General features: G+C 61.8%; 9 protein-coding genes and 5 pseudogenes. 10 read left to right on the forward strand and 4 right to left on the reverse strand.

Annotated features, from left to right (window positions below; genetic code table 11):
• The 4 genes and pseudogenes from hypA (at window position 1) to I6H87_RS32565 (ending at window position 3271) form a co-directional block, all read left to right on the forward strand.
• On the forward strand, window positions 1-330 hold the full coding sequence (gene hypA, locus I6H87_RS32550) for a hydrogenase maturation nickel metallochaperone HypA (protein ID WP_011153999.1): 330 nt from the start codon (window positions 1-3) through the stop codon (window positions 328-330).
• Window positions 330-1346 (forward strand): hydrogenase nickel incorporation protein HypB, encoded by a 1017-nt coding sequence (gene hypB / locus I6H87_RS32555; protein ID WP_011154000.1) that lies wholly within the window; start codon window positions 330-332, stop codon window positions 1344-1346. Before hypA ends, hypB begins: the two co-directional genes overlap by 1 nt.
• A gap of 190 nt (window positions 1347-1536) precedes the next feature.
• Window positions 1537-1824: a hypothetical protein gene (locus I6H87_RS32560; RefSeq protein WP_136227928.1), complete on the forward strand. Its 288-nt coding sequence runs from the start codon at window positions 1537-1539 to the stop codon at window positions 1822-1824.
• Window positions 1779-3271: pseudogene (locus I6H87_RS32565) on the forward strand (tripartite tricarboxylate transporter permease). The gene I6H87_RS32560 and the pseudogene I6H87_RS32565 overlap by 46 nt, the downstream one beginning before the upstream one ends.
• Window positions 3272-3375: 104 nt before the next feature.
• Here the strand turns inward: I6H87_RS32565 and I6H87_RS32570 are convergent.
• The 4 genes and pseudogenes from I6H87_RS32570 to I6H87_RS32580 all read right to left on the reverse strand — a co-directional run.
• Window positions 3376-3939, reverse strand: a complete 564-nt coding sequence (locus tag I6H87_RS32570) for a sensor histidine kinase (RefSeq protein WP_011154003.1) — start codon at window positions 3937-3939, stop codon at window positions 3376-3378.
• Between the two features lie 457 nt (window positions 3940-4396).
• Window positions 4397-5334, reverse strand: a pseudogene (locus I6H87_RS34575) (tyrosine-type recombinase/integrase).
• Window positions 5321-5533: pseudogene (locus tag I6H87_RS34580) on the reverse strand (transposase); the annotation flags it as partial. The pseudogenes I6H87_RS34575 and I6H87_RS34580, both read right to left, overlap by 14 nt.
• Window positions 5534-5593: 60 nt before the next feature.
• A pseudogene (locus I6H87_RS32580) lies at window positions 5594-6426 on the reverse strand (IS91 family transposase); the annotation flags it as partial.
• Here I6H87_RS32580 and I6H87_RS32585 point away from each other — a divergent pair.
• The 6 genes and pseudogenes from I6H87_RS32585 to I6H87_RS32610 all read left to right on the forward strand — a co-directional run.
• Window positions 6328-6564 (forward strand): annotated as a pseudogene (locus I6H87_RS32585) (transposase zinc-binding domain-containing protein); the annotation flags it as partial. The pseudogenes I6H87_RS32580 and I6H87_RS32585 sit on opposite strands and share 99 nt — an antisense overlap.
• 461 nt (window positions 6565-7025) lie before the next feature.
• A complete protein-coding gene (gene hoxF / locus I6H87_RS32590) occupies window positions 7026-8834 on the forward strand; it encodes a bidirectional NAD-reducing hydrogenase diaphorase subunit HoxF (RefSeq protein WP_011154010.1) in 1809 nt (602 codons plus the stop codon).
• On the forward strand, window positions 8831-9535 hold the full coding sequence (gene hoxU / locus I6H87_RS32595; RefSeq protein WP_011154011.1) for a bidirectional NAD-reducing hydrogenase diaphorase subunit HoxU: 705 nt from the start codon (window positions 8831-8833) through the stop codon (window positions 9533-9535). The genes hoxF and hoxU overlap by 4 nt, the downstream gene beginning before the upstream one ends.
• Window positions 9532-10161, forward strand: coding sequence for an NADH-quinone oxidoreductase subunit B family protein (locus tag I6H87_RS32600; RefSeq protein WP_011154012.1), 630 nt, complete (start codon window positions 9532-9534; stop codon window positions 10159-10161). Before hoxU ends, I6H87_RS32600 begins: the two co-directional genes overlap by 4 nt.
• A gap of 17 nt (window positions 10162-10178) precedes the next feature.
• Window positions 10179-11645 carry a bidirectional NAD-reducing hydrogenase subunit HoxH gene (gene hoxH / locus I6H87_RS32605; RefSeq protein ID WP_011154013.1) on the forward strand — a complete coding sequence of 489 codons (1467 nt, stop codon included), beginning with the start codon at window positions 10179-10181 and terminating at the stop codon, window positions 11643-11645.
• A complete protein-coding gene (locus I6H87_RS32610) occupies window positions 11629-12126 on the forward strand; it encodes a hydrogenase maturation protease (RefSeq protein ID WP_011154014.1) in 498 nt (165 codons plus the stop codon). Before hoxH ends, I6H87_RS32610 begins: the two co-directional genes overlap by 17 nt.
• Window positions 12127-12128 lie beyond the last annotated feature (2 nt).

Raw genomic sequence — 12128 nt, forward strand, 5'->3', positions numbered from 1 at the left:
ATGCACGAACTAAGTATCGCGAACAGCGTGGTCGAGATCTGTGCCGAGCAGGCGCGGGGCGCGCGCGTGCTCTGGGTGCAGCTCGAGATCGGCCGGCTATGTGCGGTGATGCCGGATGCTATCCGGTTCTGCTTCGACGTGTGTGCGAAGGATACGGCGGTGGAAGGCGCGGAGCTGGAGATCGTGGAGACTCCCGGCGTGGCGCGCTGCTTGGCCTGCGGCGCCGAGTTGGAGATCGCGGTGCCGTTCGGGCAGTGCGCGTGCGGCAGCGAGAACCTGGAGTTGATCTCCGGGCAGCAGTTGAAGATCCGGCGCATGGAGGTGGCGTGATGTGCACGACTTGCGGTTGCGGCGATACGACGGGCGCAGTGGTCTCGGGCCCGGCAGCAGAAGGTGAACCGGCGCCAACAGCCGGCGCGGGACAGGACGTGGTGCATGCGCATCCGTATCCGGATGCCATGTCACCCGGGCCCGCGCAGGAGGCCGGCGGCATGGTGTTGCGCAAGCATCCCGCCGACGATCATGCCGGCCACGCGGGTGCCCTCCTGCATGCGCCCATGCATCGGCGTGCCATGCATTACCACGACCATCCGCTCGAGCATGCGCACGCTCATTCCCACGAACACGCCCACGAACATGCTCACGAACATGCTCACATCCACGGCACCTCCGTCGTCATCGAGCAGGACATCCTCGCCAAGAACCAGTGGATCGCGCAGCGCAATCGCGGCTGGCTGGCGGGGCGCTCCATTGTTGCGCTGAACCTCGTCAGTTCGCCAGGGGCCGGCAAGACCACGCTGCTGGAACGCACCATCCGCGACCTGGGCCCGACGCTGGAGTTGACGGTGATCGAAGGGGATCAGGCCACGCTGAACGACGCGCAGCGCATCCGCGCGGCCGGCTGCCGTGCGATCCAGGTCAATACCGGCACGGGCTGCCACCTGGATGCAGACATGATCTCGCGCGCGCTGACCGCTCTCGATCCGCCGCCGCATTCAGTTGTCATGATCGAGAATGTGGGCAACCTTATCTGTCCGGCCCTGTTCGACCTTGGGGAGCAGGCCAAGGTGGTGATCCTCTCCGTGACCGAAGGCGAAGACAAGCCGCTTAAGTATCCACACATGTTCCGTGCCAGCAGCCTGATGCTGATGACCAAGACGGACCTGCTGCCGTACGTGAGCTTCGACGTGGCACGCTGCCTCGCCTGTGCGCGCCAGGTCAATCCGGACATCGCGATCCTACAGGTGTCGGCGCTGTCCGGCGCGGGAATGGATGACTGGTATCTCTGGCTTCGTACCGCCTGCGCAGGGCGTATCGCGCCGCCTGAGGACTCGTTTCCGGCGTGACCAGGGCATCGCTGGGCGGCACGTACCGGGTCGTGACTGTACAAATGGAGTGATCCATCTGTCAGAAATGCCAGGTTCATGGTGTAGCGCGCCACGCCGTCGCGGCGCTCACGCGCTTCCGTGTGAAGCATCATGAGGTGATGCCTTGCCTACCTGCGCTAGCGAGCATATCGGGACATACCCCAGAGTCATGACGATTGAAAGCTGGCTGAAAGATCGGCTCACTACGGTTCGACCCATCCCTGCCAGCATGCGTCTGCATGCCAGGAACACCCTGCGCCTGAGGCTGCGCGCAGTGCCGCATTTCAAGTACTTTGAGGAGTATCGTTTTGCGCCTACGCAGCCCAAAGGATTAGCCTCCGGCCTGATGTTCATCCTGGTCGGGTTGGACTGTGGCCGGCTTTCATTACTGGTTAAGGAGTCGGCCAAAAAATGGAACTATTCGAACACCTGGCCCTTGGATTCTCCACGGCGCTAACGCTGCAGAACCTGGCCAACTGCTTCCTCGGCTGCGTGCTCGGTACGCGTGCTGCCGGGCATCGGTCCGCTGGCCACCATCGCCATGCTGCTGCCGGTGACCTACACGCTGCCGCCGGTGGCCGCGCTGATCATGCTGGCCGGTATCTACTACGGCGCGCAATATGGCGGCTCCACTACCGCCATCCTGGTCAACCTGCCGGGCGAGTCGTCATCGGTGGTGACCACCATCGATGGCTACCAGATGGCGCGGCGGGGACGAGCGGGGGTGGCGCTGGCCACCGCCGGCATCGGCTCCTTCTTCGCCGGCTGCGTGTCTACACTGATCCTGGCAGCGTTTGCCACGCCGCTGTCGGAACTGGCGTTCAAGTTCGGCCCCGCCGAGTACTTCTCGCTGATGTGCCTGGGCCTGATCGGCGCCGTAGTGCTGGCCTCCGGTTCGCTCCCGGAGGCGGTGGCAATGATCGTGCTGGGGCTTCTGCTGGGCCTGGTCGGCACCGACGTGAACTCGGGCGCCGCGCGTTTCTCCTTTGATGTCCCTGAACTGACCGATGGCATCGACTTCGTCGCGCTGGCCATGGGCATGTTCGGCTTTGCCGAGATCATCGCCAACCTCGAACAGAAAGAACACCGCGAGACCTTTACCGATCACGTCACCAATCTATGGCCCTCCAAGGCGGACTTCAGGCGCATGGCACCCGCCGCTGCGCGGTACCGCGCTAGGCTCCATTCTGGGCATCCTGCCCGGCGGCGGTGCGGCGCTGGCTTCGTTCGCAGCTTACTCGCTGGAAAAGAAGACCTCGAAGTACTCGCAAGAGTTCGGCAAGGGCGCCATCGAAGGCGTGGCAGGTCCGGAGTCGGCCAATAACGCCGCGGCGCAGACCTCCTTTATCCCGCTGCTGACGCTGGGCATTCCGCCCAACGCCGTGATGGCGCTGATGGTGGGCGCGATGGCCATCCACAACATCCAGCCCGGCCCGCAGGTGATGACCAGCAACCCCGCGCTATTCTGGGGCCTGATCGCCTCGATGTGGATCGGCAACCTGATGCTGATCATCCTGAACCTGCCGCTGATCGGGATCTGGGTGAAGCTGCTGCAAGTGCCTTACCGCTACCTGTACCCGGCCATCCTGGTGTTCTGCTGCATCGGCGTCTTCTCGGTCAACAACCAGACCTTCGACGTCTTCACCGCGGCTGGCTTCGGTGTGATCGGCTACCTGTTCATCAAGCTCCAGTGCGAGCCGGCACCACTGCTGCTGGGCTTTGTGCTGGGACCGATGATGGAGGAGAACTTCCGCCGGACGCTGTTGCTGTCGCGCGGGACGTTCACTGTGTTCGTGACCGGTCCGCTGTCGCTCAGCCTGCTGATTGCCGCCGCGCTGCTGGTTGGCATCGTTGCCCTGCCATCGATCAAGGCCAAGCGCGAGGAAGCGTTCCAGGAAGAGTAGTGCCCAAGCGCGAAGGACCTGCGCCGGCCTTCGTGCCGGCGTATGCAGCGTGTTTGGCAAGCCGCTGATGAGCCGCTGAACGACGCGGGGCGAAGCGGTGCTGGCTATGCGGCCAGTGGCACCCTCAGCGAGAACACCGCGCCACTGCCGGGCACGTTGCCGGCCTCGATGTGGCCACCATAGGCGCGTATGACCTCTTGTGAAAGAGCCAGGCCCAGCCCCACGCCCTCCGCTGTCCCGGCCCGCGCGCCGGCGCCCCGGTAGAACCGGTCAAACAGATAGGGCAGCTCGCTTTCCAGTATGCCGGGGCCCTCGTCCGCCACGCTGAGGACGGCATCCAACTGGTCGGTGGCACAGTCGACTATGATCTTGCCGCCCGGCGGCGAGAACTTTAGCGCGTTGTCCAGAAGATTGGCCAGCACCAGGCTGACCGGCCCTCGTGCGACTTTTCCGTCAACGGGCGATGTTGCATTGACGACGAGCGTTATCTGCCGCTCGCGGGCACTGGGTTCCACACGGCGCAGCGTCTCCTGGACCACGGCGTTGAGCGCGACAGTCTGCCCGCTGGGATGCTCCTGGCCCGCGTCGAGTCTGGCCAGCATCAGCAGGTCCTCCACCAGCAGGGTCAGGCGTCCCACTTCGTCCAGGCACGACCGCAAGGTGTCCACATACTCCTGGCTGTCGCGCTGGCGCCGCAGTGTGACCTCAATCTCCGTACGAAGCCGGTGACCTGATGCGGCAAGTGAGGCATTTATCGATTCGAGAGCAAGCTGACAAGCTCAATCGGGTATTACGCGGCCTACGCGTACTATGGCATTGTGGGGAACTTCCGGGCGTTGCAGAAGGTACATAGAGCGGTGGAGCGTTACTGGCGCAAAATGCTGAGTAGCCGGAGTCGTTCAGGCGGCGTCACCTGGGAGGCATTCCAGGAAATCAAGAAGCGGTTCCCATTAATGCGACCAAAGCTGCATCTTCCCTATCGGGCGTTGCAAGCTATCGCGGTGCTGTGAATCAACTGCTGAAGAGCGTAGTGCGATATGTGGTGTTGGCTCAAATGTGGTCTTGCGGCGCCCGTGCCGCGATCCTGACGGGATCCGGCCGGCCGAACGCCACATAAAAAGCCTGCTACAAGGACCGGAGAAACGCCATCAACGCGGGATCTTTGGCCCACCGCCTAATCGCCTCTCGATCGCTAGCGATAGTAAGCCGCGCCAGGGCGTTAGCCTTCATCTCCAAATCAATTTCGGCGTAAACGTTGGTCGTATCGATAGAGACATGACCAAGCCACGCCCGTACTGTGTTGATATCGACGCCGGATCGAAGCAGGTGGGTCGCTGTTGAATGTCTAATGCTGTGCGGGCTGACGCGCTTGGATGCGAGCGAGGGCATATTGGCTCGCGCCTTGACAGCGTAGCGCTCTACGACCGCGTGAATACCGAAACGCGTCAGGGGTTGCCCACAGCGATTGAGGAATACCCGTTCCTGCGGTGGTCGTTGGCCAGCGAGGTTGCACAACTCTTGCACGGTGTCGGGCCATAGCGGACACTGGCGCTGTTTCTTATCTTGCCGAGAACGCTCACGCTGCTGGAGATCGCATCGACGTTGCCGATGGTCAGGTGGGCTGCCTCGTCCGCCCGCACACCGGCATTGTAGAGAAACAGCAGCAGGGCGTAGTCACGTCGACCTTGAGATGTACGTCGATCTGGGCAAGCAAGGAGCGCATCCATTTCAGCCTTGTCGAGATAGGGCACCACCGCTCTTGTAGTCTTCTTGTACGGGATGCAGCGCAACTGGGTGCACCATTGGATATGTTCCGGGCTGTGCTCGCCAACGAATCGAGCCAAAGCATGGATAGCAGCCAGACGCTGATTCCGCGTCGCGACGCTGCATCCGCGACGGACTTCGATATCTGAGAGGAAGTCCCGGACGATCTCGGCCGACATATCTGTCATTGCCAGCCGGTCGACCGGTTTGTGGGCTTGACCTGAAACGAAAGGGATCAGTTGGCACAGCGTGTCGCGGTAGCTCTGCTGGGTGTTGCGAGCGAGGTTCCATCTGCTCAGGCGTGACGGTCACCGGCTTGCCAATCGTCCCTGCCGCCAGTTCTCCCTTTTCACTCTGACGCATCCAAGCCCCAAGGCTACCCTTGGGAATGCCGAGAACCTTGGCCGTGACCGCAATCGATTGGCCGGCCCTCACTTGGCGAACCGCCTCCAATTTGTATTCCTGTGTGTATTTCGCTCGCGTTTGCTTGCCTGACATGTCTTAGCTCCTTGCTCGTATTTGAACACAGGGCTAAGAACTCCACTCTTCGGGGGCTAGATCACCGACATCCAGCGTCATGGTCTTGTAGCGGGTGCGCCCTTTGGCCCGGTAGTCCTTCCAGCGGAAGGTCACGCCACGCTCGTCCAGGGCGAGCAGGCGCTGGTTGGAGATCGCCACGCGGTGGGTATAGCGCGACAGGTAGGCCAGTACCGCCTCGGGCCCGGCGAAGGTCGCGTGGCATAGACCACCCATTCGCGAAGCGGCGCGATCCACTGCGCGAAGGCGGCTGGATCGGCGAGCGTGGCGTAGTCACCGAAGAACCGCAATTGCCCCCGACCATGCGCGGCCTGGAGGGCCTCGAGGAAGCGGCGTCGGAACAGGCGGGAGAGCACGCGCACCGGCAGGAAGAAGCCGGGGCGGCAAGCCACCCACCGTTCGCCGTCCAGTGACAGGCCGCCGCCGGGGACGATGCCGTGCACGTGCGGATGATGCGTGAGTGCCGATCCCCAGGTGTGCAGCACCAGGGTGGCGCCAATCTGCGCGCCGAGGTGCTTCGGGTCGGCGGCGATGGTGCGCAGGGTGTCGGCGGCGACATCAAACAACAGGCCGTAGATCACCGCCTTGTTGTACCACGCGATGGCGCTGATGGGCGCGGGCAGCGTGAACACGACGTGGTAGTACTCCACGGGCAGCAGATCGTCACTGCGCGCTTCGAGCCAGCGACGTGCCGCGCTGGCTTGGCACTTGGGGCAATGCCGGTTGCGGCAGGTAATGGAGAGCAACCCATTACCTGCCGGCATCGCGCCTGCCCGAAGTGCCAGTCGCTCGCCCGCGCGCAATGGCTCGAACACCGGCAGGCTGAGCTGCTGCCCGAGGTCGAGTATTTCCATGTGGTCTTCACGGTGCCCGACCCCATCGCGGCGCTCGCCTATCAAAACAAGAATCTCTATGACATCCTGTTCCGCACCAGCGCCGAAACCCTGCGCACGATCGCCGCCGATCCGAAACACCTGGGCGCCGAGATCGGCGGCCAGACCTCATCGGGTCCTGCTCATAGGTTCGTAGCCGCGATCGCCAACCAAAAAAACCCTCTCCTGCGGGAAATCCGCACGCTACGTTCTGTGGGAACCGGAGGCGGGTGACTGCCTCCGGTCACCCGGTGCTCGGGGTGCGATTCCCCGGGTCTACTTACCAAATCGGCCGCGCACCCAATGAGAGGCGCTGGCACAAGCTTGCACAGACTTGCCCGCCAAGCGGAAGCAGCCTTGCCACATCGGCCGACCCAATGGCAATGCCGCTGCCACCCGCCGGATGGCCGTTCTGGAAACGGCTTGAGCGACGTCAAGAATTTCCTTTCTCGACAAGCACTTAGCCGGGCCTCCTGGTGGTTTCCCTTAGGCCCTGCGAAATTGGCGCACATCCTGCGTTCCACCTGCGCATCGAAGTGACGCACCAAGCAAGGGGCGAACATTAGTAAGGAGGAGACAACATGGATAGTCGTATCACGACAATACTCGAGCGCTACCGCTCAGACCGTACACGGCTGATCGACATACTTTGGGATGTTCAGCATGAGTATGGGCACATTCCCGATGCGGTACTGCCGCAACTGGGGGCTGGGTTGAAGCTGTCCCCGCTGGACATTCGCGAAACGGCGTCGTTCTACCACTTTTTCCTTGACAAGCCGTCGGGCAAGTATCGGATTTACTTGTGCAATTCCGTGATTGCCAAGATCAACGGCTATCAGGCGGTGCGTGAGGCGCTCGAACGCGAGACTGGGATTCGCTTCGGCGAAACCGACCCGAATGGGATGTTTGGCCTGTTCGACACCCCCTGTATCGGACTCAGCGATCAGGAACCGGCGATGCTGATCGATAAGGTGGTATTCACCCGCCTGCGACCCGGAAAGATCACGGACATCATCGCGCAGTTGAAACAAGGACGATCGCCGGCCGAGATCGCGAACCCGGCCGGTTTGCCCAGTCAGGACATCGCCTATGTCGATGCCATGGTCGAGTCCAATGTCCGCACCAAGGGGCCGGTGTTCTTCCGTGGCCGGACGGATTTGAGATCTTTGCTCGACCAATGCCTGCTGCTCAAGCCCGAACAAGTGATTGAGACCATCGTCGACTCCAGGCTGCGCGGACGTGGCGGCGCAGGGTTCTCGACCGGGCTGAAGTGGCGGCTGTGTCGGGATGCCGAAAGCGAGCAGAAGTATGTAATCTGCAACGCCGACGAAGGTGAGCCCGGCACGTTCAAGGATAGGGTCCTCCTGACACGCGCTCCCAAGAAGGTTTTCGTCGGAATGGTTATCGCCGCGTATGCGATCGGCTGCCGCAAGGGTATCGTCTATCTGCGGGGGGAATACTTCTACCTCAAGGATTATCTGGAGCGACAGCTTCAGGAACTTCGGGAGGACGGGTTGCTGGGGCGCGCTATCGGTGGCCGGGCGGGCTTTGATTTCGATATCCGTATTCAGATGGGGGCCGGCGCTTATATCTGCGGCGACGAATCGGCGCTCATCGAGTCCTGCGAGGGGAAACGGGGCACGCCACGGGTGAAACCTCCGTTCCCGGTGCAGCAAGGGTATCTGGGCAAGCCCACCAGCGTCAACAACGTTGAGACCTTTGCCGCCGTGTCGCGGATCATGGAGGAAGGCGCGGACTGGTTCCGGGCGATGGGAACGCCAGACTCGGCCGGCACCCGGCTGCTGAGCGTGGCTGGCGATTGCAGCAAGCCTGGCATCTACGAGGTGGAATGGGGGGTCACCCTCAACGAAGTGCTGGCGATGGTCGGAGCGCGGGACGCGCGGGCCGTCCAGATCAGCGGTCCTTCCGGTGAATGCGTGTCGGTGGCAAAGGACGGTGAGCGCAAGCTCGCGTACGAAGATCTTTCGTGCAATGGCGCCTTCACCATTTTCAACTGCAAGCGCGACCTGCTGGAAATCGTGCGTGACCACATGCAGTTCTTCGTCGAAGAGTCCTGCGGCATTTGTGTGCCATGTCGCGCCGGCAACGTTGATCTGCACCGGAAGGTCGAATGGGTCATCGCGGGCAAGGCCTGCCAGAAGGATCTGGACGATATGGTCAGTTGGGGAGCGCTGGTGCGGAGGACCAGTCGATGTGGCCTTGGGGCCACATCGCCCAAGCCCATCCTGACGACGCTGGAGAAATTCCCCGAGATCTATCAGAACAAGCTGGTGAGGCACGAGGGCCCGCTGCTGCCATCGTTCGATCTCGATACCGCCTTGGGCGGGTATGAGAAGGCGCTGAAGGATCTGGAAGAGGTGACAAGATGAGCATTCAAATTACGATCGACGGCAAGACGCTCACGACCGAGGAAGGACGAACGCTGGTGGATGTTGCCGCAGAGAACGGCGTTTACATCCCGACGCTGTGCTACCTCAAGGACAAGCCCTGCCTCGGCACCTGCCGGGTGTGTTCGGTCAAGGTGAATGGCAATGTCGCCGCGGCATGTACGGTGCGGGTCTCGAAGGGCCTGAATGTCGAGGTCAACGACCCCGAATTGGTCGACATGCGCAAGGCGCTGGTCGAATTCCTGTTCGCGGAAGGCAACCACAACTGCCCGAGTTGCGAGAAGAGCGGCCGTTGCCAGTTGCAGGCGGTCGGCTACGAGGTGGACATGATGGTCTCGCGCTTTCCGTACCGGTTCCCGGTCCGCGTGGTGGACCACGCGTCCGAAAAGATCTGGCTCGAGCGGGATCGGTGCATCTTCTGTCAGCGCTGTGTCGAGTTCATCCGCGACAAGGCAAGCGGCCGGAAGATCTTCAGCATCAGCCATCGGGGTCCCGAGTCGCGCATCGAGATCGATGCCGAACTGGCGAACGCCATGCCGCCGGAGCAAGTCAAAGAGGCGGTTGCGATCTGCCCGGTGGGCACCATTCTCGAGAAACGGGTCGGTTATGACGATCCCATCGGACGACGCAAGTACGAAATCCAGTCGGTGCGCGCACGCGCGCTGGAAGGAGAAGACAAATGAGAGCCCCCCACAAAGACGAGATTGCGTCGCACGAATTGCCTGCGACGCCGATGGATCCGGCGCTGGCCGCGAACCGTGAAGGCAAGATCAAGGTGGCCACGATCGGTCTGTGCGGCTGCTGGGGGTGTACCTTGTCCTTTCTCGACATGGACGAGCGGCTCCTGCCGCTGTTGGAGAAAGTCACCCTCCTCCGCTCGTCGCTGACCGATATCAAACGAATTCCGGAGCGCTGTGCGATCGGCTTCGTGGAAGGTGGCGTCTCGAGCGAGGAGAACATCGAAACGCTGGAGCACTTTCGCGAGAACTGCGACATCCTGATTTCGGTCGGGGCGTGCGCGGTGTGGGGCGGTGTGCCGGCGATGCGCAACGTCTTCGAGCTGAAAGATTGTCTGGCAGAGGCTTATGTCAACTCGGCGACTGCCGTCCCGGGCGCCAAGGCCGTCGTTCCATTCCATCCCGATATCCCGAGGATCACCACCAAGGTCTACCCTTGTCATGAGGTGGTCAAGATGGATTATTTCATTCCGGGTTGTCCCCCGGATGGAGATGCCATCTTCAAGGTGCTGGACGATCTGGTGAATGGACGGCCATTCGATTTGCCGAGCTCGATCAATCGCTACGATTGATTAACGGAGGGTTTGTTATGAGCAGAAAACTGGTTATCGACCCGGTGACCCGCATCGAGGGTCACGGCAAGGTGGTGGTGCACCTGGATGACGACAACAAGGTCGTCGACGCAAAGCTGCACGTCGTGGAGTTCCGGGGCTTTGAAAAGTTCGTTCAGGGCCATCCCTTCTGGGAGGCGCCGATGTTCCTGCAGCGCATCTGCGGCATCTGTTTCGTCAGTCACCATCTGTGCGGGGCCAAGGCGCTGGATGACATGGTCGGCGTCGGCTTGAAGTCCGGCATCCATGTCACCCCGACGGCGGAGAAAATGCGCCGGCTCGGCCACTACGCGCAGATGCTCCAGTCCCATACGACCGCCTATTTCTACCTGATCGTGCCGGAGATGCTGTTTGGCATGGACGCGCCGCCCGCACAGCGCAACGTGCTCGGCCTGATCGAGGCCAATCCCGACTTGGTGAAGCGCGTCGTGATGTTGCGCAAATGGGGACAGGAAGTCATCAAGGCGGTGTTCGGCAAGAAGATGCACGGCATCAATTCGGTGCCGGGAGGCGTCAACAACAACCTGAGCATCGCCGAGCGCGACCGTTTCCTGAACGGGGAGGAGGGCCTTCTGTCGGTGGATCAGGTCATCGATTACGCGCAGGATGGCCTGCGCCTGTTCTACGACTTCCATCAGAAACACCGGGCGCAGGTCGATAGTTTCGCGGACGTGCCCGCGCTCAGCATGTGCCTGGTCGGCGACGACGACAACGTGGACTACTACCACGGCAGGCTGAGGATCATCGACGACGACAAGCACATCGTCCGTGAATTCGACTATCACGACTATCTGGATCATTTCTCCGAAGCGGTGGAGGAATGGAGCTACATGAAGTTCCCCTACCTCAAGGAGCTTGGGAGAGAGCAGGGATCGGTGCGCGTGGGGCCGCTTGGCCGCATGAACGTGACGAAGTCGCTCCCGACACCGCTCGCGCAGGAGGCGCTGGAACGGTTCCACGCCTACACGAAGGGGCGGACGAACAACATGACGCTGCATACTAACTGGGCACGGGCCATCGAGATCCTCCACGCCGCGGAGGTGGTCAAAGAACTGCTGCATGACCCGGACCTGCAGAAGGATCAGCTGGTGTTGACACCGCCCCCCAATGCGTGGACAGGTGAAGGCGTCGGCGTGGTCGAAGCGCCACGCGGTACCTTGCTTCACCATTATCGTGCCGATGAGCGCGGCAATATCACGTTCGCCAACCTGGTCGTCGCCACCACCCAGAACAACCAGGTCATGAATCGCACGGTGCGCAGCGTCGCCGAGGACTACCTGGGCGGACATGGCGAAATCACCGAGGGCATGATGAATGCCATCGAGGTGGGTATTCGCGCCTACGATCCATGCCTGAGCTGCGCGACACACGCCCTGGGGCAGATGCCGCTGGTGGTCTCGGTCTTTGACGCGGCGGGGCGCCTGATCGATGAACGCGCCCGCTGAGTTTCCCTATGTGACCCTTGCCGATTTCGATGATCCGTCGACGCTGATCTACGGAATCGGCAACGTGGGTCGGCAGGACGACGGATTGGGGTGGGCTTTCATCGACCGACTGGAAGCGGAGTCCCTCTGCTCCGGGGCGGAGGTTCAGCGGCATTATCAGCTTCACCTCGAGGATGCCGACCTGATCAGCCGCAAGAGAAAGGTGTTGTTCATCGATGCCACGAAAGATGCGTCGGTGGCGTCATTCAGCCTGGAGCGCGCGGAACCACGGATGGACTTCAGCTTTACGTCGCACGCGATCTCGATTCCGTCGATCATGGCGACCTGCCAAAGGTGCTTTCAGTGCTTGCCGGAAGTCTATGTGCTGGCGATCCGGGGCTACGAGTGGGAGCTCCGCATGGGGCTGACACCGCAGGCACGGCATAACCTGGACGATGCGATCGCCCATTTCTCGATGCGGGCCGAGCGTCAAACCTCGTGAAA

Origin of the sequence: Cupriavidus necator (assembly GCF_016127575.1) — a bacterium.
GTDB classification, from domain to species: domain Bacteria; phylum Pseudomonadota; class Gammaproteobacteria; order Burkholderiales; family Burkholderiaceae; genus Cupriavidus; species Cupriavidus necator_D.